Annotated in this window: 19 protein-coding genes; 12 read left to right on the top strand and 7 right to left on the bottom strand. The window is 60.4% G+C overall.

What is annotated here, in order from left to right; translation table 11 throughout:
- Nucleotides 1-51 precede the first annotated feature (51 nt).
- Nucleotides 52-492 carry a hypothetical protein gene (locus AB5Y53_RS11675; protein ID WP_368182080.1) on the top strand — a complete coding sequence of 147 codons (441 nt, stop codon included), beginning with the start codon at nucleotides 52-54 and terminating at the stop codon, nucleotides 490-492.
- A 31-nt stretch (nucleotides 493-523) separates the two neighbouring features.
- Here the strand turns inward: AB5Y53_RS11675 and AB5Y53_RS11670 are convergent, their stop codons facing one another.
- Entirely contained in the window at nucleotides 524-4,105 is a 3,582-nt protein-coding gene (locus tag AB5Y53_RS11670) for a transporter substrate-binding domain-containing protein (RefSeq protein WP_368182078.1), read from the bottom strand.
- Between the two features lie 14 nt (nucleotides 4,106-4,119).
- Entirely contained in the window at nucleotides 4,120-4,743 is a 624-nt protein-coding gene (locus tag AB5Y53_RS11665) for a response regulator transcription factor (RefSeq protein ID WP_253583964.1), read from the bottom strand.
- Between the two features lie 586 nt (nucleotides 4,744-5,329).
- On the opposite strand from AB5Y53_RS11665, the gene AB5Y53_RS11660 reads away from it, so the two are divergent.
- The 5 genes from AB5Y53_RS11660 to AB5Y53_RS11640 all read left to right on the top strand — a co-directional run bounded on the left by AB5Y53_RS11660 (nucleotide 5,330) and on the right by AB5Y53_RS11640 (nucleotide 11,462).
- Nucleotides 5,330-5,902: a common pilus major fimbrillin subunit EcpA gene (locus AB5Y53_RS11660; RefSeq protein WP_010672341.1), complete on the top strand. Its 573-nt coding sequence runs from the start codon at nucleotides 5,330-5,332 to the stop codon at nucleotides 5,900-5,902.
- A gap of 60 nt (nucleotides 5,903-5,962) precedes the next feature.
- Complete coding sequence (locus AB5Y53_RS11655; protein WP_045522689.1) at nucleotides 5,963-6,622, top strand: fimbria/pilus periplasmic chaperone; 660 nt, start codon at nucleotides 5,963-5,965, stop codon at nucleotides 6,620-6,622.
- 78 nt (nucleotides 6,623-6,700) lie between these two features.
- Complete coding sequence (locus tag AB5Y53_RS11650; RefSeq protein WP_368182076.1) at nucleotides 6,701-9,148, top strand: CS1-pili formation C-terminal domain-containing protein; 2,448 nt, start codon at nucleotides 6,701-6,703, stop codon at nucleotides 9,146-9,148.
- A 2-nt stretch (nucleotides 9,149-9,150) separates the two neighbouring features.
- A complete protein-coding gene (locus AB5Y53_RS11645; RefSeq protein ID WP_324049971.1) occupies nucleotides 9,151-10,773 on the top strand; it encodes a hypothetical protein in 1,623 nt (540 codons plus the stop codon).
- A 14-nt stretch (nucleotides 10,774-10,787) separates the two neighbouring features.
- Nucleotides 10,788-11,462, top strand: coding sequence for a fimbria/pilus periplasmic chaperone (locus AB5Y53_RS11640; RefSeq protein ID WP_234922342.1), 675 nt, complete (start codon nucleotides 10,788-10,790; stop codon nucleotides 11,460-11,462).
- A gap of 34 nt (nucleotides 11,463-11,496) precedes the next feature.
- On the opposite strand, the gene leuE is transcribed toward AB5Y53_RS11640, so the two are convergent.
- Complete coding sequence (leuE, locus tag AB5Y53_RS11635; RefSeq protein WP_010672336.1) at nucleotides 11,497-12,135, bottom strand: leucine efflux protein LeuE; 639 nt, start codon at nucleotides 12,133-12,135, stop codon at nucleotides 11,497-11,499.
- A gap of 211 nt (nucleotides 12,136-12,346) precedes the next feature.
- Here leuE and AB5Y53_RS11630 point away from each other — a divergent pair, with 211 nt between their 5' ends.
- On the top strand, nucleotides 12,347-13,567 hold the full coding sequence (locus AB5Y53_RS11630; RefSeq protein WP_368182074.1) for an MFS transporter: 1,221 nt from the start codon (nucleotides 12,347-12,349) through the stop codon (nucleotides 13,565-13,567).
- 223 nt (nucleotides 13,568-13,790) lie between these two features.
- Here AB5Y53_RS11630 and AB5Y53_RS11625 read toward each other — a convergent pair whose 3' ends face one another.
- Together AB5Y53_RS11625 and ftnA are read right to left on the bottom strand one after the other, a co-directional pair.
- Nucleotides 13,791-14,975 (bottom strand): NAD(P)/FAD-dependent oxidoreductase, encoded by a 1,185-nt coding sequence (locus AB5Y53_RS11625; protein WP_368182072.1) that lies wholly within the window; start codon nucleotides 14,973-14,975, stop codon nucleotides 13,791-13,793.
- A gap of 162 nt (nucleotides 14,976-15,137) precedes the next feature.
- Nucleotides 15,138-15,662: a non-heme ferritin gene (ftnA, locus tag AB5Y53_RS11620; protein ID WP_010672333.1), complete on the bottom strand. Its 525-nt coding sequence runs from the start codon at nucleotides 15,660-15,662 to the stop codon at nucleotides 15,138-15,140.
- Between the two features lie 209 nt (nucleotides 15,663-15,871).
- Between ftnA and AB5Y53_RS11615 the strand changes: the two genes are divergently transcribed.
- Nucleotides 15,872-17,656, top strand: coding sequence for a diguanylate cyclase (locus AB5Y53_RS11615; protein WP_368182089.1), 1,785 nt, complete (start codon nucleotides 15,872-15,874; stop codon nucleotides 17,654-17,656).
- A gap of 17 nt (nucleotides 17,657-17,673) precedes the next feature.
- Here the strand turns inward: AB5Y53_RS11615 and fabV are convergent, their stop codons facing one another.
- A complete protein-coding gene (fabV, locus tag AB5Y53_RS11610; protein ID WP_045522675.1) occupies nucleotides 17,674-18,861 on the bottom strand; it encodes an enoyl-ACP reductase FabV in 1,188 nt (395 codons plus the stop codon).
- A gap of 452 nt (nucleotides 18,862-19,313) precedes the next feature.
- Here fabV and AB5Y53_RS11605 point away from each other — a divergent pair, with 452 nt between their 5' ends.
- Nucleotides 19,314-19,748, top strand: coding sequence for a universal stress protein (locus tag AB5Y53_RS11605; protein WP_124244140.1), 435 nt, complete (start codon nucleotides 19,314-19,316; stop codon nucleotides 19,746-19,748).
- Nucleotides 19,749-19,939: 191 nt separating this feature from the next.
- Nucleotides 19,940-20,953: a tryptophan--tRNA ligase gene (gene trpS / locus AB5Y53_RS11600; RefSeq protein ID WP_039040673.1), complete on the top strand. Its 1,014-nt coding sequence runs from the start codon at nucleotides 19,940-19,942 to the stop codon at nucleotides 20,951-20,953.
- Here trpS and AB5Y53_RS11595 read toward each other — a convergent pair.
- Entirely contained in the window at nucleotides 20,932-21,906 is a 975-nt protein-coding gene (locus tag AB5Y53_RS11595) for a LysR substrate-binding domain-containing protein (RefSeq protein WP_368182069.1), read from the bottom strand. The two genes, trpS and AB5Y53_RS11595, sit on opposite strands and share 22 nt — an antisense overlap.
- A gap of 91 nt (nucleotides 21,907-21,997) precedes the next feature.
- On the opposite strand from AB5Y53_RS11595, the gene AB5Y53_RS11590 reads away from it, so the two are divergent.
- Nucleotides 21,998-22,897 carry a DMT family transporter gene (locus AB5Y53_RS11590; protein ID WP_160837950.1) on the top strand — a complete coding sequence of 300 codons (900 nt, stop codon included), beginning with the start codon at nucleotides 21,998-22,000 and terminating at the stop codon, nucleotides 22,895-22,897.
- A complete protein-coding gene (locus AB5Y53_RS11585) occupies nucleotides 22,882-23,043 on the top strand; it encodes a hypothetical protein (RefSeq protein ID WP_368182067.1) in 162 nt (53 codons plus the stop codon). The genes AB5Y53_RS11590 and AB5Y53_RS11585 overlap by 16 nt, the downstream gene beginning before the upstream one ends.
- Nucleotides 23,044-23,114: the final 71 nt, after the last annotated feature.

The raw sequence follows: 23,114 nt of genomic DNA, 5'->3' as shown, positions 1-23,114 counted from the left end.
ATAAGAGGAGGCCCTCGCCAAGGAGGGCCCAGTCCGACAAAGGAGATAACTATGTTTCAAAAAAGCATGGTGCTGGCAGTGATGATCGGTTGCAGCAGTGCCGCCGTTCACGCCAATACGCAGGTGAGCCAGCTGAACTGGCAGGCCACCGCCAGCAAAGAGACCAACATGGAAGTAGCGCTGACCCACCCAGGCCTCCAGGCCATCAATTCGGATCCGGCACAGGCTCCCGTCCAGATCCTGGCAGCAGACCTGAGCCACCCGGATTTCAACACCACCTATCGTTTGCAAGCCCGCGCACTCTACGGCTCCCTGCCACAGCAGGATGATCTCCGGATCACGCTGGCGCTCAACGGACAACCCCTCGAAGCAAGCCGCCCCCTCCCCCTGGCCCAGGCGACCCGCTATTACCTCAGCTATCAGGCCCCGTCAGCCAGACCGGACCAGGTGGGCGAAGCCGCCTATGAGTTGATGGTGTACTGGCTGGGCTGACCACAGGAGCCGAAGGCATGTTCCCATGCCTTCATTCCTCCCCTTCCATCACCTGCAGCTGGGTCGCCGCCAGCCGAACGACCTCGTACTCTTGCTGCAAACGGGCCAGCGCCTCGGGCAGCCTGGCCTGATCGAGCTCCCAGGATTCTATTTCGCTGCAGGTCGCCACCAGTTTCAGCGTGCCCATGATCCTGGCGCCCCCTTTCAGACGATGTATACGGTCGATGAACTGGCCGACATGTCCCTCCTCCGCGGCCCGTTGCAATCCCGCGATATCGTCGTCACTGGCCCGCACAAACTCGGCCAGCAGAGGCACCATCAGGGTCGACTGATGTGCGGTCAGCGGCCCCAGATACCGCCGGATCTCCTCCATACAGACGACCATGTCACTCTGCTCTTCCCGCTGCATGTGCCGACGCAGGCAATGATCGAGCGCCTCCAGCCCGACGGGCTTGAACAGACAGTCATCCATCCCTGCCGCCTGCCCTTCATTGATCTGCTCCTGCCGCGCATCGGCCGTCAGCCCGAGGATCACGGTGCGTCGCCAGCCGTGCAGCCGCTCCAGCTCCCGGCATTGGCGAACCAGCTCGAAGCCGTTCATGCCGGGCATGTTGAAGTCGGTCATGATGACATCCACCCTGGCTCCGATCAGCAGCCGCAGCGCCTCTTCCCCCGACTCGACGGCCGTGGCGTCATGGCCCAGATAAGCCAGCTGCTGGCTGACCAGCAACCGGTTGGCTGGATGATCGTCCACGACCATGATCTTCAGTCGCCGCACCGGCTCCACCGCCGGCTCCTGTGCAGGCGTGGCGGGCATCGCCACGGCATCGGCCACCGGCAGCTTGATCTCGATACTGACCCGAGTCCCCTGCCCGGGCGTACTCTCCAGTTGCAGGGAGCCGCCCATCGTCTCGCACAGGGAGCGGGAGATCATCAGACCCAGCCCAGTACCCGACTGCTGGATTTTCTCGGGCTGGCTGGCCTGGCTGAAGGGCTCGAACAGCCTGGCCTGCTCGGCCTGATCGATGCCGATGCCGGTATCCAGAATGGTGAGCTGCACGGTACACCAGCCATCGCTGACCCGGGAGGCCAGCGTCACCGTGACCGACCCGCGATCGGTGTACTTGATGGCGTTGCTGATCAGGTTGGAGACGATCTGCTTGTAACAAAGACCATCGATCTGCACCCAGGAAGGAGTGCCCGTGACGAGATCCAGCCGCAGATTTTTCTGCCTCGCCAGCGCGGTAAAGACGGTGACGACCGATGCTGTCAGGGTCACGATGTCATGGGGTTCGGGGGCAAGTTCGAACCGGCCAGACTCGATCTTGGAAATATCCAGGATGTCGCCGATGAGGCTCAGCAGATCGCTGGCCGAGCCATGGGCAATAGCGAGGGAGGCCTGATCCTCCTCGTGCAGCCGACCCCGCTTGAGCGCCAGTTCCAGCAAGCCGATGATGGCATTCATGGGGGTACGGATCTCGTGGCTCATGGTCGCGAGGAAGGTGCTCTTGGCACGGTTTGCCTCCTGGGCCTCCTGGCTGGCCACCGCCAGCTCATCGAGCAGGCGTACCCGTTCGCTGACGTCGATCCAGCCTCCCACACCCCCCTGCACATTGCCGTTCAGATCGTAGTAAGGCTGAACCCAGTGATAGACGTCGACCCCGCCCGTCGGCAGGACCAGACGGTGATCCCCCTCCTGGGCGCGGCGGCTGTCACAGGAAAGCACCAGATCCCCGAGCAGGGGAGCAAGAAAAGGCCAGCGCGTTCGCGCGTCGTCCAGGCCCGTGCCGAGCAGGCTAACCTTGGGCTCGCCAAGGAAGCTGGCATAGCTGCTGTTGCACAGCACCAGAATCCCGTTCAGATCCCGTGCATAGATGGGGTGAGGTGTGCCGTCCACTAGGTCGGCGATGAACTTGAGCTGAGTGCTCAGCGCCCCCTCCACCAGCCGCCGCTCACGGATCTGCTTGCGCAGCGACAACCCCCACAGGCCAACCCAGATGGTAAGCAGCAGGATCAACGCGATGAAGACCCCGAACTCCCGGATCAGCTCCTGCCAGGAGACACTCCCCTGTTTGACATTGACTCGCCAGCGGTTGGAAAGCCCTTCCAGCTCATCCGGTGGAATGATGGCGATGACCTTGTCCAGAATGTCCCGCAGTACGGGATGCGCGGGGGTGACCGCAAACGCGGCGCCGATGGGGATGGAATCGAACAGCTCTCCCGTGATAAGCAGGCTGTCTGGGAACTGGCTGTTGACGTAGTACTTGGCCACCCGCAGCGGCAGTATGGTCACATCGCACATCTCAGTAGCAACGCAGCGCATGGCGTCTTCAATCGTATCGAACTGCCGCGTCGCCAGCTTGCCGTATTCCGCCTCGATGGCCTGGGTCGAGATAAAACCCCTGACCATGGCCACGGTACCGGTCTTGAGCAGCGATGCAGGGGGGACCTCCCGGTGGCGCGGCCCCACCACATAGGAGAGGGGATCGAGGACAAAGGCCCGGCTGAACAGATAGCGGTTCCTGCGCTCGGCAGAAGGGCTCAACACCCCCGCATCCACCTGGCCGCTATCCAGCAACTGGGTCATCTGCTCCGGCGTCCTGGCAGGCACCACCTCGAGCTCCACCCCCAGCTTGGCTCGCATGACCTGCAGCAGATCGGCGACCACGCCGTGCATGGTGCCGGTGACGTCGTAAAAACTGAGAGGGGGAATGCCGCTGTTCACCGCAATCCGGATTTTCTCCCGCTTGCCCAGCCACTCCCACTGCTCGCGGCTCAGACCGATCTTGCTGGCACCGATGGAGAGCCCTCCCCCATTCCAGCGCTTGGCCACTTCCGCCCGCTTGCCCTCGAGGATCTCCCCCAGCGCGATATCCATGATCCTCTTGAGTCGCCGCTCCTTGGGATTGAGGGCAAAGGCAAAACCGGCGGTATCGATATAGAGCGGCTTCAATAATTGAATGCTGCTCTGATAGAACTTGTTGACGATGAAATTGCCGGAGATCATGTCCACCATGACGGCATCAACCTGACCATATGCCACCGCGGACAATGCACTATAGCGAGACGGGTATATTTTAATTTTGTAGTCCGACAGATAGCGCATGATATCCATGAACGGCAAATAATACTCCGGCACGGCTATTGTTCTTATTTCTCGCTCTTTGACCTGAATGTTTTTATAGATGGCTGGGTCGTCAGCAATATATTTGTCAGTCAGCAGAAGATGCTGTTCCCGCTCATAGGAATTGGAGGTACTCAGCAGATCGATCTCCCCCCGCTGGAGCGCTTCAATGGCAGCCGCCCTGGAGGGATATCCCTTCACCAGGATCTCGATGTGCAGCAGATGGGTCAACATGCCGACGATGTCGGCCGTCACCCCTTCATAAGCATTCGCCCTCAGGGTGATGTCCATAGGTGGGTTGTCAGGTCTGGGCACCCCCAGGATCAGCCGCTCGCGCTCCTGCAACCAGCGCCACTCCTCCCCATGCAGCGGCAAGGGGCTGGCATCGAGGTATTCCCCGCCATCCCGCGAATAGACTTGCAGCAGGGGCTCTTCCGGTTCCCGGGCCGCCAGCGGCCACACCCAGACCAGCGCCAGCAGAAGCAACATCAGTTTCACCCGGTTCACAGCAGTTTCTGCCGTCTGGCAAGACTGATCAGATCAACGATGTTGGTGATGTTGAGTTTCTTCATCAACCGGGTCTTGTAGGTGCTGACGGTTTTCTCGCTCAGCAGCATGCTTTGGGCAATCTCCTTGTTGGGACGGCCCTGACAAATCTGCAGCAGCACGCTCATCTCGCGGGAAGAGAGGGTCGACAGCAGATCTTCCCGATCGACCGTATGGGCATGCCTGGCGCCGGCAATGACGTCACGGGGGTAATAGAGTTGCCGCTTCTCTATTTTTGCGATCGCATCCTTCAGCAAGTACAAATCATCCAGTTTGGACAAGAACCCCTCGGCACCAGCTTGCAGGCACCGCACCATAATATGGTGGGTGGACTGTGCTGACAGCACCAGAATCTTGGCACCAAGATCCAGCACCTTGATTCTTTTAATTACTTCGATGCCATCAAGCTGGGGTATTCCAATATCAAGAATAACAATATCTGGATGGGCTTTCCTGGCCATGGCGATAGCATCGACACCATTATCAACCTCACCTATAACATCATGCCCGTCCTGCTTTAGCAGCATGTTCACGGCCATTCTTATTGCTGGGTGATCATCAACTATCAATACCTTCGTCATATATAGATCCATTATTAAGCCCTGTCCGACGAGCATATTAACTACAAATCAAGCAGCCACACCATACAGTCCATCTTTGTTCTCAACATGTTAAATAAATATAAAAATGGTGCTTTCAAGTTAATCACCATTATAGCTTCATTTAATTTTTATATATTTATCAATATATTGCACTTAACTTAGTCCATATGGAGCTTGATTATTGCCGGAATGCTCCTTTTCTCTAACACCAATCACCCTTGGCTTTTTCATCACCCTCCTCTCATGGAAAAAGCCCTAAAAAAACATATAAATCAAATACATGAGGAAACCTCAACCCACTGAAATAAAAAGAAAAATGAATTACTTCATCAGCTTGTTCCCCATCCCCCTTTGGGATTTTTCCTACACACCATTCGATCGATCAAAACAGATCCGATCGCTATCTTTACCGACGAAAAAACAAGCTGGTCCGAGGAGAAACCTATTCCAGGTCCGGCTGCCACAACTGGTCGAATCATCACCAACGTGGCCAGGCATGCCCCTGACGGGCAATGAACCAACCGGGTGGTCACAACCATCCAGAAGATATGTAGGAAGTATCGTAATGAAGAAGACTCTGATTGCTTTGTCCGTGGCTACCCTGGGCTTTGCCGCCACCGCTCAAGCCGCCGTAGAAGCGTCCGCAGTTGCCACCTGGCAGGCCACTGCCAAGAAAGACACCACTTCCGAGCTGGTGGTCACCCCGCTCTCCAGCCTCTCCTTCCAATATGCCGAAGGGATCAAGGGGTTCAACACCGTCAACGGCCTGTTCGATGTCGCCATCAAGGGTGATGCCAGCGCGACCGACTTCACCCTGAAGGCGAAGAAACTGAACGGCACCCTGAATCACCTGGGTGGCGACTCCACCGTCGATGTGGGCGTGCTGTGGGGCGGCGCACCGGTCAGCACAACCGCCTACACCACCCTGATCGACACCGCTGCCGGCATCACGGGGGGGAATCTGTCTCCTCTTGCCAACGGCTTCAAGAACGATGCCGAACGCGTCACGGCGCAGGGTTCCTTCACTTTCAACATTGAAAGTGCCACTGCCAGCGGCACCCCCACCACCTTTGACGCCCTGCCGGACGGCCTGTGGAGCGGTGAAGTCAACGTCGAGTTCGTAGCGAACTGGAGCTAACTCATCCACCGCGTACCATTGAGGGCCCTGCGGGGCCCTTTGTTCTCTTAGGGGCACATCATGAACCTGAAAATTGCAGCGATATGGCTGCTGCTCATTCCCGGTATCAGCCAGGCGATCAATGTCGGCGCCGTCACCACCTTCATCGATGCAGGCAGCCAGGAGGTCGCCAAGCAGATTGAAAATGGCAGCGACCAGGCCAGATTGGTCACGATCAGCGTGACACGCATCACCTCACCGGAAGAGGGAGGGCAGGAGATCCCCATGGAAGTCAGCGGCGAGCTGATGTTGTCACCCAGTCGGCTGATGCTGCCCGCCAATGCCAAAAACAACGTCAGGTTCTTTTACAAGGGTCCGCAGGATGACAAGGAGCGTTACTACCGCATCCGCTGGCTGGATACGGCGCTCTCCGTGGACGATCAGCGCAACGAACGCCGTCAGGCTGTTGCCACCACGTCAGCACAGATAGGCACCATTCTGGTGGTAACACCACGCCAGCACCGGTTCGCCTACGACCTGAAGGACGACACGCTCACCAACCAAGGCAATGCCTCCTATCGCACGGTAGCGTATGGCCCCTGCCTGAAAGGCGAGGAGCTGTGCAAGGAAACCTACTACGACCTGCCGGGCAAGCAACGCCGGTTCAAGCAGGTCAACATGCGTGATCCAAAGAGCCACCTGGGACTCTGGCTGGGTCAGGAATTCGTCGTCATCAAGTAACCCCCTATCACGGTGCCGCCCCACCCTCTTGCAGGGTGACGGCTCTCGATCTCCACACCCGGAACCATGGTGCTCGATATGTTGAAAAAAGCCTGGCTGTTGCCGCTCTCCTGGCTGATTGCGATGTCAGCCTCGGCCAGCACTGCTGCCCCTCTCAAAATTGCCAACGTCATCATTCCTGCCAGTTTTGCCAAGGCGCTGGAAGAGGGGCTGGCGGTACCGGTACGCCTGCGATACACGGATGAGGACAACAGGATCGACACCCTGACCGACGACACCATCGGCAATGCCACCCTGCTGCTGCAAGACGGCAAGCTGCACTTGTTGCACCTTGATTTCAGTGCCAGCCAGCAGCAAGGCGTGCTGAACGATGCCCTTACCACTCTGCTCTCCAGCAAGCAAAGACGCACCTTTTCTGCCGATGGCGGCTTGCAGATCGATGCCGATGCCAGCATGCAGCTGGACCTCGTCGCCATGCTGCTCACCATCCGGGTGTCACGGGACGCCTTTGGCCAGGCGAGGCAATCTGACAACCGTGTCGCACTGACCCCGACGGTGGACACCCTGACGGGCGTACAGCGCTACAACCTGGGTTACTCCTTCATCAATACCCCCCAGAGCGGGCACCAGGACTCCAATTTCCTGCAGCTGGAGAGTACCGTCGGGCTGGGCGCGCACCATGTCGCCGTGGATGCCTCCCTTTACAACCTGGGTGAGCCGGAGCAGAGCGGCGATATCTACCGCGCCATGTACGAACGGGATCTCGATGATCGCCGCATCGCAGCAGGCATGGTCTCGACATGGGACCTGCAGACATTGGGGGTGGTGACGGGCCTGACCACGGGTCGCCTCTACGGCGCATCCTATGGCAACCAGGCGCAATCTCGAAAACAGACCACCAACGAATCGACCACTCCGGTGCAAGTCTTCATGCCCGCCAATGGCGAGGCCAGGGTCTATCGGGATGAACGCCTGATAGGCCTGCAAAACCTCGCGATCGGCAACCAGCACATCGACACCTCCGCGTTCCCCAACGGGGTCTACAACGTCACGGTCGAAGTCTATGTCGACGGCCGCCTGACCAGCACGACCACCCAGCGAGTCACCAAGCTGGGCGGCCATCAGGGCTTTACCCGGGAGTGGGGATGGCAATGGTGGGGAGGCATGATGGAGAACAGCCAGCACAGCGGCGATTCCCCCCTGCTCGGTCTGTCGCTGGCACGCTCGCTGGATACCCTTGATCTGGCGACGACCACCTATGCTTTCAGGGATGCGGCAGTCGGCGAGGCACGCGCAAGCTGGCAGGTCACGGATCGCCTCGGCACCCAGTTGCAAAGCATGCTGTCCACCGATCACTCCTGGCGGCTGGCGTCCAGCCTTTCCTTGCAAGCCCATGACAATGCCTCCCTGTGGGTCAGCCAGGAAAAACTGTATGCAGGCGATGCCCTGGGAGTGAGTGCAACCGAGCTCTACTCTGCCGGCATCACGATCAATCTGGGTGGCTGGGTCAGCGGCATGGGCCAGCTGACCTTCAACACCACGCACGACCGTCAGATGAACAGCGATCGCAGTTATGCGGATTACTACCAGCACCTCTATGCGGGCCGATACGGCAACCTCTCCATGCGCGCCAGCCTGCAGAGCGACAGTGGCACACTCAATGGATTCAGCAACAAGAGCATCACCCTGGACTACTCCATCCCGTTCGACAATCTATTCAGCTTCGGCATGAGCAGCAACGAGCAGGGCCAGACCACGGCCAACCTCAACTATCAGAAGCGCATGGAGGGAGCCATCAATCTGGCCGCGCTGAATGCCTCCCGCATGATGCACGGCAGCGACACACACAATATGGCGCTTTCCGGCACCCTGGGGTTCGAGAACAGGGTCATCGGCGGCACCATGACGCTGGGTCGCGGTCATGGCGGTGACGTGAATGGCAACCTGATTGCACGGGGTGCCCTGATCACCACGGAGAACGACGTGATCGCATCCAGCCGGAGCACCTCTGGTTCAGGCCTCATCATCAATACCGGCATCCACCGGGAAGGACAGATGCTCGCCAAGGTGAATGGACAGGACTACCCCCTGCAAGGGGAACAGACCTTCCTGGCGCTCCCGCCTTATCAGGAATACGAGGTGGAACTGCTCAACAGCAAGACGGGCAAGGACAGCTATGACATCAACACCGGCAAGCAGCGCTACACCCTGTTCCCCGGCAACGTCGCCACTCTGGATGCCGGCAGCAGCATCAAGGAGATGGTCACCGTGTTTGGCGTACTCAGGGCAGAAGATGGCTCGCTGCTTGCTAACGCCCGCATTGACAACCACATCGGCACCACGGTGACCAACGAGGTCGGCGAGTTCACCCTGGACGTGGACAAGGCCAACCCCATGCTGACTTTCCGCCGGGGAAGCGACTTCTGTGAAGCCGACCTGGATCTTGCACAACACACGGGCGCGGCCTGGGTCGGCATCGTGACCTGCCAGGGACTGCCCACCTACGCCATGGTGAGAGAGTATTGAACATGAACATCACACACAGATTGCTGCTGGTCATTGCACTTGGCGCCGGCTGGGCACAGCAAGGCAGTGCGGCCGTATCCAAAACCGTCTGGCCGAATGCCGCGCTGCGCCATTTCCTGTTTATTGAAAATCAGGAAGACAACAACCTGTTTGTTGCGCCGACCGATGGTCTGGATCCGCGTCTGACCGGCGCAAATGCCTGGACCTCGCTCAAAGGAAATGGTCAGGTGAGCCTGGCGTACGTTGATAATGGATACAACACCGACATCAATAACTGGAACGTCGATATGTGGGAAAACGGCCCTATTCGCCGTCCTTATGTCAACCAACGCTGCATCATGTCTTATACCCGTTGTGACCCCGACACCGCTGAGGCGGTCAACAAGCCGGCCGTCGTTGATGACTTGGGCTTTTTCGGTCTCATCGGGGCATCTGCCGGGTGGGGTCATGGCAAATTGAGTGCAAGTTTCTTTGATTATCTTCGAACCATGCCTGTCGGAGCTGTTTTGAACAGGGAGATGAACCTGTGCAGGACCACGCTCAAATATGACGCGGCAGCCGGTGAACGCTGCATCAATCAGAACAGCGGAAACTGGTATGTCAGAAACATGCAGCACAAGAAGGCCGGCCATCTTCGCTTCGTACAAACCAATGCAATAAGTGAAGTCATTGTGGACAGCAATGGTGTTCCTTATGTCTTGCCCGGTTCACAAGGTTGTGAGAATTACAGGCTGGGCACCCGAGATGGGATTTTGTGTCGTTTTCTTGATTACAACTTCAATGAAGATGGCAGTCAGAACTACACCGAGCCCTACATGTATACCAATGTCAAAAACAGCTCGCTGAATAGCGCCATTGGTTCTGCGGATCTGCAAATGAGCGCAGATTTGAAAAATTGGGCAAGCAAAGGCTCTCGCTACAACATCAGCTATTTAAGAGGACAACCATCTGTTTATCTTTTCTTGTCCAGCAATTTCTTCAAACAAGTTGTGAGGCTGGGACTGCAAGATCAACTGACTCGCAGTCTGATCAACTTCAATATGAAGAATGGATATGCTCCCGAGAGTGGATACTATGAATTCAGCGGCACAACCGAAATTCATATAAAACCACGGGACTTCAGCGTATCCATCTTGTCTTCGGAGGGCGTCAGCAATCCTTACAGGGAGGGGCAGGTCGGAAAAGACATTCTGAGCTTCTCATACAATATCTCTGATAGCGGCCCCATCAGTGCCGATATGCTGGAAATTTCTATTTCACAGGACAGGGGGTCGCCTTATCGGGGATATTGCACTTTCTATCCGGCAGGCACCTTCGCACCTGAACAGGCCGTCCCCATCCCTACCAGGCTGGTATTCGATTCGGTGGCTCATGGAGCGGGTTCACGGCACGCCATTCGCTGCGATCGCACACCGGTGGATATTCGCACCCTCGGAATACAGGACAATCAACCACCGCAGGAGTGGAATGATCCCGTCAACGGCCAGGGCATCACCCGGTTTTACAAGCTGGCGCTGGAATTCGACCTGACCGATCCCATGGTGCAGCGCACCATGGGCGACGAGATGTGGGAAGGCGAGGTGGAACAAAGCGGCACCATCACCATCAAGGGGACCTGGCGCTGACCATGGAGTACAACATGCATCGTCTACTTTGGCCCTTGCTGGGCGGCTTGCTGGCCTCACAGGCCGCCGCCCTCGACATCGGCGCCATGACTCTTGCCATGGCGCCAGAGCAGGAGTTCATTACCAGAACCCTGACCAACAACAGTGCTTCACCCAAGCTGTACGACATACAGATGGAAAAAATCAGCGACCCCACGGCCAGAGGCAGGACACTGCCCACCGTCCCCGGTGAGCTGCTGTTTGCCCCCAGGCGCTTCACCCTGCACGCCAGACATGCCCAGAACGTCAAGTTCTACTACAAGGGGCCCGCCGATGACCATGAGCGTTACTACCGCATCACCTTCACCGAGTCACCGGCAGCCCAGGTGGATGAAGGCAGCCAGACGCAGCACCGGGGAACCGTCGAGGTGAAACTGGCCCTGCAGTCCATCCTGGTGGTGCGCCCGCGTCAGTCACGTTTTGCATACCAGCTGGACCCGGTACAGAGCGCCATCACCAATACCGGCAACACCTATTTCGAGTTCATGGTGAAACAGGGCTGCCAGCAGGCGGACAGCGAGGCGGACAGCAAGTACCTGCTGCCCGGGGAGACCTACCACAATCCCGGGATCAATCAGCCGGGCAACCAGAAGCTCATCGTCTACCAGTCCCGCTTCATCCCCGTGGGCAAGGATTGCTGGCCAGACTAGGTGCCCGACACCGGACGGTCAGCAATCCCCAGGGTCAGGAGGAGAGCGTCGCCAGCCTGGCCGCAAACCCCATGAAGAAGAGGCCGATAAGGCCGTTGCCGAGACGGGCCGCCGTCTGGCGCTGACGGAAAAAGCGGGCCATCAGGGTACCGCCGAAGATCAGCAGGGTCAGGTAGACGAAGCTCATCGCTTCCAGCATGCCAGCCAGCACCAGGTAGGAGATCCAGGTGTGGGCATAGCTGAAGTCGATGAACTGCACGAAGAAAGAGACGTAGAACAGGATCGCTTTGGGATTGGTGAGGCTCAGGGTGAGGGCCTTGGTAAAATAGCGCTCACCGGGATCCATCTCGGACGCCGGTCCCGCCTTTTTGGCGATGAAGTTCGCGTGCAGGATCTTCACCCCCAGATAAAGCAGGTAGATGGCGCCCAGATAGCGCACCAGGGTAAACAGCAATGGGGTGGTGCGAATGAGGGACGCGATCCCCAGATAGGCGCAGAAAATGAGGATGGCATCGCCGACGAAGACGCCGAGGGCGGCGCGATAACCCGGGCCTATGCCGCGCACGGCACCGGTTCGCAGCACGTAGAGGGAGTTCGGGCCCGGGGCGATGATGATGAAGAAGAGACCGACCAGATAGGTCCAGACGTTGATGACACCCAGGCTTTCGAACATGTTCCCTCCATGGCGGGTGATGGGCCGGATAGTGGCGGCAGGCCTTCTATACTAATCCGCCCCGCGCCAAGCACAAGATCTGACCAGCCATCCACACGCCGTCAGCATGAACGGCCTGCGCGCCACGCGAACGCAATCCGGGCGTTCGCCCACTTTGGTTATGTCCAGATGCGCCGGGATAGGGCATGGTAGAGGGAGTGATACCCCAGCCATGGACAAGACCTTGAGTACCGACACCCCGATCACCGCCCCGCCCGCGGTGGACAACCCGACTACCACCGCTTATCCGGTGATCGCCGCCATCAGCTTCTCGCACCTGTTGAACGACATGATGCAGTCGGTACTGCTGGCCATCTATCCCCTCCTGAAGCTGGGGCTCGATCTGTCGTTCACCCAGATAGGTCTCATCACCCTCACCTACCAGTTCACGGCCTCGCTGCTGCAACCCCTGATCGGCCTCTATACCGACCGCAGACCCATGCCCTATTCCCTGCCTCTGGGCATGGGCTTCACGCTGGTGGGGCTGCTCTACCTGTCGCAGGCGGGCAGCTTTGGCGCCGTGCTGTTGTCGGCCATGCTGATCGGCATGGGCTCCTCCGTCTTCCACCCTGAATCCTCTCGGGTCGCCCGCATGGCGGCCGGCAACCAGCCTGGTCTGGCCCAGTCTCTGTTCCAGATCGGCGGCAATCTGGGATCGGCCATCGGCCCCCTGCTCGCGGCGCTCATCATCGTGCCGAAGGGACAGGGCAGTGCGGCCTGGTTCTCGTTGTTCGCACTCATCGGGGTCATCGTGCTCAGCTTCGTCGGCCGCTGGTCCAGCCACCATGCCGCCAGCTTCCATCGGCGGATGAGGGCCCATGCTGGCACCGGCCTGAGCCGCCGCCAGATTGGCTGGTCACTGGCTATCCTCGGTCTGCTGATGTTCTCCAAGTTCTTCTACATGGCCAGCCTGAGCAGCTATTACACCTTCTACCTGATGGACAAGTTCCACCTGTCGCTGGAGAGCGCCCAGCTCTATCTGTTCGCCTTCCTGTTTGCCGTCGCGGCAGGGACAGTGCTCGGCGGGCCGCTCGGCGATCGCATCGGTCGCAAGCGGGTGATCTGGATCTCCATCCTCGGCGTCGCTCCCTTCACCCTGCTGCTGCCCCACGTCGACCTGTTCTGGACCTCGGTGCTGTCGATCGTCATCGGCTTCATCCTGGCGTCGGCCTTCTCCGCCATCCTGGTCTACGCCCAGGATCTGGTACCCGGCAAGGTCGGCACCATTTCTGGCCTCTTCTTCGGCTTCGCCTTCGGCATGGGAGGGATAGGGGCCGCCCTGCTGGGCAAATTGGCCGATGCCACCAGCATCGAAACCGTCTATCAGGTCTGCGCCTATCTGCCCCTTATTGGCCTGCTGACCGCCTTCCTGCCCAATATCAGGAGAGGCTAGAGGCCGCGGCAGCCAGCGACCGACCATAAAAAACGCGGCCTGAGCAGGCCGCGTCTGGTTCCATCACTCGGGCCGCCTGACACGGCCCGATCCGCTCGGACTCATCCGCTGAGCCTCTTTGTCAGCAATTCGGCCTCTCCCCCAGCCCGACGAGCGGGCCCACTGGAAGTTGTCACCCGAGAGGCCGCTGACGGGGCCATTCACCGCAGGGCCGCGGCATCCCTCAGCAGTACTGGCCTGCCACCCAGCCCGACGACCAGGCCCACTGGAAGTTGTAACCACCGAGCCAGCCGGTCACGTCCACTACTTCGCCGATGAAGTAGAGGCCGGGCACGGTGCGTGCCTCCATGGTCTTGGAGGAGAGCGCGTTGGTATCCACTCCCCCTAAGGTCACTTCGGCGGTGCGATACCCTTCGGTGCCGTTGGGCAGGATCTGCCAATCCCCCAGCAGGGTGGCCACCGCCTCCAGCTCCCGTTCGTTGTACTGGCGCATCGGCTTGCTCACCAGCCATCCCAGCTCCACCAGCTTGTCGACGAAGCGCTTGGGCAGCTCGCGCCCCAGCACGGTTTTCAGCTCCTGGGCAGGATGGGCCTGGGCCCAGGTCTTGAGGGTCTCTGGAATGTCGAGATCCGGCAGCAGGTTGATGTGAATCTTCTCCCCCGCCAGCCAAAAAGAGGAGATCTGCAGGATGGCGGGGCCAGAGAGGCCGCGATGGGTGAACAGCATGGCCTCCTTGAAGCGGGTGCCATCCTCGGCGGTCACCGCCACCGGCAGGCTGACCCCCGCCAGATCGGCGAAGGCCTCCTTGTCGGCCTGATGCAGGGTAAAGGGCACCAGCCCGGCGCGAGTCGGCAGCACGGTGAAGCCGAACTGCTCCGCCAGCTTGAAGCCGTAAGGGGTGGCACCGAGTTTCGGCATGGAGAGGCCGCCGGTGGCGACCACCAGCGACGAGCAGGCGATCTCCCCCTTGCTGGTGTCGAGCACGAAGCCTTCATCTGTCTTGCTGACGGTGAGGATCTCGGTCTGGAACTGCAGGGTCACGCCAGCCCAGTCGCACTCGGTCAGCAGGATGTCGACGATATCCTTGGCGCTGTCGTCGCAGAAGAGCTGGCCCAGGGTCTTCTCGTGGTAGTTCAGGCCGTGCCTGTCCACCAGATCGATGAAATCCTGCTGGGTATAGCGCGCCAGCGCCGACTTGCAGAAGTGGGGGTTGGCCGAAAGGAAGGCATGGGGACCCGCCTGATGGTTGGTGAAGTTGCAGCGACCGCCGCCGCTGATGAGGATCTTGCGGCCCGGCTTTTTGGCGTTGTCGAGCACCAGCACGGAGCGACCCCGGTAGCCAGCCTGGGCCGCACACATCAATCCGGCCGCCCCGGCACCGATCACCACCACATCCACCTGTTTCATCGTCACTCACCCATCAAAAGAAAAACGGCCCCTTTACCTTAAAGGACCGTCATTGTACCCGGCAGACACCAGCACAGCGGTACAAGGACACCTGCAAATAGAAAACGGCCCCTTTACAAGGGGCCGTCATTGTACTGACTGAACACTAAGTGTCCACGACTATCAGGCGTTGCCGTCCATGATGCTGGCCGGGGCGCCCTTGGCCAGCTCGGCCAGCTCCTTGTCGATGAAATAGAGGCCCTTGCCATCCTCGCCCACCAGGCTCAGACGGTCGACGATGCTCTTGAACAGCTTCTCCTCTTCGTGCTGCTCGGCCACGTACCACTGCAGGAAGTTGAAGGTGGAGTAATCCTGGGTGGTGAAGGCGACATGGGCCAGACCGTTGATGCACTTGGTGATGTGATACTCGTGCTCCAGGGTGGTGCGGAAGATGTCACCCAGGGACTTGAATTCATGGGGAGGCGCTTCGATGGCCCCCAGCACCGGCATGGCGCCGGTCTCGCTCACGTAGGTGAACAGGCGCTCCATGTGCTGGCGCTCCTCGACCGCATGCTGGCGCAGGAAGGTGGCGGCCCCCTCGAAGCCCTTGTCCTCGCACCAGGCGCTCATCTGCAGGTAGAGGTTGGAGGAATAGAATTCAAGATTAATCTGCTCGTTCAACTTCTCGATCATGGCTTTGGCCAACATGATGATTCTCCACTGTGATTTGCCCACGATTGTCGCCACTGTTGCATCCTGACGCAACCAGAGACAACCGACGCACCCCGCAGTTGCGACGACTTTTCACCTCATCCTCTCCCCCATACGGTTATAGAGAAGCAAAGAAACATGGTGTAGGTGATATCAGCCATTATGATGGCGCCATTGGTCGGGGAAAGGATTCAATGAGATTCATAATGGCACTGGCGCTGCTCTGGATGACCCAGTTGCAGGCAGCTCCCTCCTTGCTGAAAGAGGCTGAATTGCAGGCGGCGCGCGATCCCGTCGGCTATCTGCAGCGCCTCGACGCCAGTCCCCAGCAGGATATGGAACTGTTCTACGCCAGGTCCCTGGCCCAGGCAGCCCTTGGCCGCTATCCACAGGCACAGCGCGACAATGCCCGCGCCCGCGGTCTGGCCAATGCCCAGCAGGAGACCCTTCGCCTGCTCGACTTCCGGTTGCAGCAGATTGCCCTGACCCTGGATGCCGATACGCCGGATCAGGCGCTCGAGCTGCTCACCCAGCTCTGGCCGGCGGTCCGGCATCACCCCAGGCAGGTCTCGGAGTGGCATGCCCTCAACGGGCTCGCCCTCTACCGTACCCAGCAGATGAAAGAGGCGATCCTCGAGCTCAAGACCGCCTATCACCTCAAGCAGAAAGAGCCGGGTTCCATCCTCTCCACCTTGCAGTGCGGCCGTCTGCTGATGACCCTCGGCAACCTCTATGCGGACCTCAATCTCTACCGTGAGGCCGAGACCTATTATCAGGATGCCCTCGGCCAGATGGTGCAGCTCAACGAACCCAACAGCCAGGCCATCATCCGGGCCAACATGGCCAGGCTCTACATCGACATGGGCCAGCCTGCCAGAGCCAGCCAGTTGCTCGATACCCTGCTGGCCACGCCGAGCCTGTCACCCCACTATCGTGCCATCGTCCTCGGCTACCAGGCCATGGTGTTCAACGCACGGGCGGACTGGCACTCAGCCTGGCGCAGCCTGGAGGAGGCACAAGCCATCTATGACAGGCTGGATAGCCCGCAGGCGGCCTCCCGTCTGACCGAGATCCGGGCAAGAACCCTGCTGGGTCGTGGCGAGAAGCAGCTGGCCCTGCAACTGCTGATGGAGCACACCGCCCCTCTCTCCATGGATGGTCGGGCGATGCAGGCCAGGTTGCTGGCCGATCTGGGCCGCTACCCCGAGGCCTACGGGGCCATGACCCGCTACATGCAGTACTACAAGCAGCACTTCAACCAGACCCTGAGCCAGCACGCGGCCGCCTTCCAGGTCGAGATGGATCTGGCTCGCAGCGAGGCCAGCAATCGCGCGCTGCAGCAGGAGAACGAGAACAAGCGCCAGCAACTGCTCTACCAGCAGAGTGCCCGCTACTACCAATTGCTGTTGCTGGTGCTGCTGGCCGTCGCCCTGATCCTGCTCGGGCTCACCACCCGCAGGCTCCACCGCAGCTCGCGCCACCTCTACAAGCTCGCCACCTTCGATCAGCTGACCGGGCTGCCCAACCGGCGCGCCCTGCTGGAGAGACTGGGTCAGCAGTGGCTGCACGAAACGCCCCTGACCCTGCTCATCATCGACATCGATCACTTCAAGCAGATCAACGACAAGCATGGTCACCAGGCGGGGGATCAGGCTATCCGGCAGTTGGCAAGGGAGCTCAAGAGCTGGGCGCCGGACCAGCAATTGACCGGGCGCTGGGGCGGGGAAGAATTTCTGGTGGCCATGACCCAGGACGGGGCCACCTGCTGGCGGCTGGCGGAGCAGCTGAGAAGCCGGATCGCCTACCTGGCCGCCCCCCACATGACCATCAGCATCGGAGTGGCGGAACGCTCGACGCAGGATGACAGCCTGAGCCAGCTCATTCATCGGGCCGACATGGCCATGTACCAGGCGAAGCGCCAGGGGCGCAACCAGACCGTGCTGGCCCAGTCTCCCAATCTTTCCCCTGAACTGGCCTGCAACGTCGCCTGATGCCCCTCGTGCGGGTGTCAGGGCGTCAGCTCAGTGAGTGACGCCACGTTCACCGGCGCACCGTAATCCACCCCCGGCAGCTCGAAGCCGTTGAGCTGCATGAACTCCTGGCGCAACCCGGCAAAATCCCCCAGGGTGCGAAAGTTCTCCGGCGTCACCTTGGGCCAGAGTGCCGAGACGGCGGCCTGCACCGCTGGCTCAAGCTCGTGGTCATCCATCCGGATCAGCCGGTTGCCATCGGCGACGACCCCTCTGGGCCCGTACATCTTGTCGGCAAACAGCCGCTGCATCTGCTCGATGCAGCCCTCGTGGACACCACGCTCCTTCATCACCCCCATCAACAGGCCCAGATAGACAGGCAGCACCGGAATAAACACGCTCGCCTTGGTCACCAGCGCCTTGCAGACCGACACCCAGGCATGACCGCCAATCCCGGCAAGTTGCAGGTTGATGGTCTCGGCGGTGGCGTGCAGGTGCTCCTTGGCATAGCCGATGGTGCCGTCCCGATAGAGGGGATAGGTGGACTCGGGGCCGATATAGGAGTAGGCAACGGTCCGGGCGCCGGGGGCCAGGCAATCCGCCTGCTGCAATGCCTGCATCCAGCGCTGCCAGTCCTCGCCCCCCATCACGGTGACGGTGTCGCGGATCTCCTCCGGGGTGGCTGGCACCAGCGACTGCTGCACCAGCGCATCGTGCTCCAGATCCAGCCCCCAGCCTTGCAGCGGCTGGCCTGTGGTCTTGAGCACCGAGCGTACCTGTGTGCCATCCGGCATCACCCTGACTCCGCTCGCCAGCGAATAGACCACCAGATCCACCTGCCCGAGCTGCTGGCGGATGACGTCGATGGCCTGCTGGCGCATGGTGTCGGAGAAGGCATCCCCGATCAGGTTGACAGCGATGCGACCGGCTTGCTCCGCAGCCTGACGAAACCAGATGTTGTTGTACCAGCCAGCACTGCCGAGCCCCTTGTCGGAGGGACCCCGCTCGAACGAGACGCCCAGGGTATCGGCCCCGGCGCCGAAGGTGAGCGCGATCCGGGACGCCAGCCCGAAACCGGACGATGCCCCCAGCACCAGCACCCGTTTCGGCCCGTTGAACGGCCCCGCCGCCCGCACCTGTTCGATCTGTTGCAGCACGGCGGCGCGACAACCCATGGGGTGGCAATTGCGGGCAACACAACCCTGGATCTGGGGATGAATGATCATGAAGGATTCTCCGGTGCATCGGTGGGACATGAGAAGCGGCCATGACAGCGTCACCCGGTTGCAGGTGAGGAGCCCTGGCCGTTTTGCCAAGGGAACTGGCTACAGCATAACCAAGGGGGGCGGGATTACCTTGATGTCGGACGGGATATGGGCTGGAAGAGGGCAGAAAAACAAAAGGGAGCGCGAGGCTCCCCAAAGCGGTATTCAGATGCTTTTTGTTGTTTTGTGTTCATTGCGAAGCACGGGCACATCCTATTCCCCCACCTTCCCGGGGGCAATAGCACGCCTGTGACCGGCGTCAAACTCCTGTTCAAAATATGCACTCCCCGGCCACCTGCACCTCAACGCCTTCCGGTTCGGGGTCAGGCAAATCCTGAAACTGTGGCGACGATGCCGTTTTAGTTTCAGCAGACATTGGTATAGTGGACCCAGGATCAGTGAGGAGAACTCCCATGAATGGAACCTATTACAAACACATACTGGCCGCGATCGACCTGTCGGAAGACAACCGCAAGGTGATCGAGAAGGCGGTCGACCGGGCCCGCTCCAACGGCGCCAAGCTGTCGGTGATCCATGTGGATGTGGACCTCAAGGATCTCTACACAGAGATGATCGACATCGACATCGACAACGTGCAGGACCAGGTGATCGCCGAAGCGAAGGAGAAGCTGGAAGCCTTCCTCGCCTCGGTGGACTACCCCATCGAGAAGAAATTGGTGATCTGCGGCGATCTGAGCGAGCGGGTCAACCAGGCGGTCAAGGACTACCAGATCGACCTGCTGGTGTGCGGCCATCGCCAGAGCTTCTGGAGCCTGCTCACCTCGAGCGCACGCCAGCTGATGAATACCGTGCCCTGCGACATGCTGGTCGTGCCCTTGCAGAAGTGATCGAACAGGCGTAGTGTGATTTGCCATGAATATGACCTCATTCAATCACAACTACTGGTGGTGCTGCTTCTAAACAGGCGGCACTGCTTTTCTATGTAAAATTTCCAAAAGAAAACACCGTGACCGCCGAGAGGCGGTCATTGTTTTCATCCCTTTGTCGCCTCCCGGCTCACCCAACTGGAGAGAGTGACATGCACAACCCCGTGATCCTGACCGGCGACCGCCCCACCGGCAAACTGCACATCGGCCATTACGTCGGCTCCCTGCGCCAGCGCGTGGCCGCCCAGCACCATTACCGCCAGTTCGTCATGATCGCCGATCTGCAGGCGCTGACCGACAACGGCCACAACCCGGCCAAGGTGACCGATCACGTGCTGGAGGTAATGGCCGACTACCTGGCCGCCGGCCTCGACCCGGCCAAGACCACCTTCTGCCTGCAGAGCGCCCTGCCCGCCCTCGCCGAACTCACGACCTACTACCTCAACCTGGTCAGCGTCGCCCGGCTGGAGCGCAACCCCACCGTCAAGGCCGAAATCCAGCAGAAAGGGTTCGAGCGCAGCCTGCCCGCCGGCTTCCTCGTCTATCCGGTCAGCCAGGCCGCCGACATCACCGCCTTTCGTGCCACCCATGTGCCGGTGGGCGAGGATCAGCTGCCCATGCTGGAGCAGACCAACGAGATAGTGCGCCGCTTCAACACCCTGGTTGGCAAAGAGGTGCTGACCGAGTGCCAGCCCATCCTGAGCGACACCGGCCGCCTGCCCGGCATCGACGGCAAGGCCAAGATGTCCAAGTCCCTTGGCAACACCATCGAACTCGGCATGTCGAGCGGCGAGATCAAGCAGGCGGTGTTCGCCATGTATACCGACCCCAATCACCTCAAGGTGAGCGATCCAGGTCAGGTGGAGGGCAATACGGTGTTCGCCTATCTGGATGCCTTCCACCCCGACAAGGCCCTGGTGGCCGAGATGAAGGCCCACTACCAGCGCGGTGGTCTGGGGGACATGCGCTGCAAGCAGGTACTCAACGACTGCCTGCAGACCCTGCTTGCTCCGATGCGGGAGCGGCGCGAGGCAGCCATCGCCGACAAGCGCCAGCTGCTGCGCCTGTTGCAGCAGGGTACCGAGCAGGCCCGGGCCCTCACCGACGAGGTGCTGGCCGAGGTGAAGGGTGCGATGGGGCTGGACTACTTCTCCGGATTGGCGTGATCTGCCCCCTGCGGCGCGGGATGGCCGAGCGCATCCGCGCCGTAGCGCTCCTTCGCCAGCCGGTGCAACAACCCCTTGAACCAGCCGATCGCCTCGTCATGGGCACTGAGCGGGTGGCCCGCCATCAGATAGACGATGGGGATGGCGGGTTCCAGCTGGTGCAGGCGCAACGGATAGTGGCGACAGAAGTGGCGCCCGATCATCTCGGGCACCACCACCAGGTAGCGTCCGGTCGCCATCAGCGGCGGTACCGCCATAAAGCTCGGCAGCCTGACCCCCAGCTCCCGCTCCACCCCGAAACGGGCCAGCCAGAGATCCACCATGGCCTGGCTGTGGCCCCAGCTGGAGGTGTGGATATGGGGGCGGCTGACCAGTTCTCCCGGCCCCAGCATGTCGGGCAGGGCGCTGCCGAGGGGCGACAAACAGACCAGCGGATTGCTGAACCACTCCTCGCGCCACAACCGGGGCGAGAGGTGGTTAGCACCGGCAAACCCGATCACCAAATCCAGTTCCCCCTTCTCCAGCTCCCGCTCGTAGTCGCTGTCCGCCAGCTCGCACACTTCCAGTCGGCAGTGGGGAGCCTGCTGCACCATCCACTCCACCAGCACCGGCACCAGGCCGTGCTCCACCGAGCCCGGGGTGGCAATGCGAAAGATCCGCCGGGCACTTGCCGGGTCGAATCCCTTGGCCTGACGCAGCCCCTGCTCCAGCATGGCCAGCGCCTGGCGCACCGGGCTCGCCAGCGCCTTGGCCCGTTCGGTCGGCATCATCTCGCGCCGGCTCATCACGAACAGGGGGTCATCCAGCGCCTGGCGCAAGCGCCCCAGCGCATGGCTGACGGTGGACTGGGAGAGGTGCAGCCGTTCGGCGGCACGGGTGACGTTGCGCTCCTGCATCAGCATGTCGAACACGGTGAGCAGGTTGAGGTCGAGGCGGGAGAGGGGCTGTTCCATCGATATTGGCCATAGTTGAATGACGACAATTCATTTTTGGCATAGTAGCAGATTGCATAGAATGCGCAGGCGAATTACATCGGAGATTCAAATGCGTAGCTATCTGTTGTTGCTGGCGATCGGCCTGTTGTGGGGCTCCCAGTTCATTTTCATGCACCAGGCCGTGGCTGAACTGCCCCCCATCATGGTGGCCGCCGGACGCGCCCTGTGCGGCAGCCTGACCCTGGGTCTGCTCTGCCTGTTCATGCGCCTCAAGAGTGAACACACGCCCTGGCGAACCTATATGCTGATCGCCCTGCTCGACGCCACCATCCCCTTCATCATGGTGGCCTGGGGACAACAGTACGTGGACAGCGCCATCGCGGCCGTGGTCATGGGTTGTATCCCCTTTGTGACCATTCTGGCGGCACCCTTGTTTATTTCTGGTGAAAGAATCACCAAGGGCGGCCTCGTCTCCGTGATCATCGGCTTCATCGGCGTGCTGATACTGTTCTGGCCCAAGCTGACCAGCGGCATGAATGCCGGCCTGCTCGGTGCCATGGCCATCCTGTTCGGTGCCAGCTGCTTCGCCATCGGCCTGCTGATGATCAAGCGCTTCGCCAAGGACCATCCTGTGGTCGTGGCCCGCAACATCCTGATCTCCTCGGCCATCCAGCTGCTGCTGGCCGCGCCCTTCGTGGCCGACCTGAGCACCCTCACCCTGCCGAGCCAGCAGGCCATGGGCGCCGTCGCCATGCTGGGGATCTTCTGTACCGGCCTGGTCTACTTCCTCTACATGGCGCTGATCCAGAAGGCGGGCCCGACCTTCGCCTCCTTCAGCAACTACCTGGTGCCGCTGTTCGGCGTCATGCTGGGAGCCCTGTTCCTCGGCGAGCAGATCCAGTCCACCACGGGCGTGGCGCTGGCCCTGATCCTGGGTTCGGTCGCCCTCAACCAGTGGGCACAGCAGCGCCGCCAACAGCGGGAGGCAGCCCTATGTCAGGCATCCTGACCACCCTCTGCGGCGGTCTGGTACTGATAGCCGGCTGGCAGTATCGCCACCGGCTGACCGGGGTGCTGGGTCTGCTGATGGTGCTGCTGCCCTGGTTCTTCGACAGCAAGCTGCAAGCCATGCTGAACTATGCACTGAATGCCTGAAGACCCTCTCTGCGTGTGTGACGAGAGTGCATCTCTCCTGTTTTTGGGACCGTTTTAACAAAACCTCCGAT

Source organism: Aeromonas sp. R7-5 (assembly GCF_040908015.1).
Lineage (GTDB): Bacteria > Pseudomonadota > Gammaproteobacteria > Enterobacterales > Aeromonadaceae > Aeromonas > Aeromonas caviae.
Note: the sequence above shows the minus strand (reverse complement) of the source record. Positions and strands in the feature narration are given on the sequence as shown.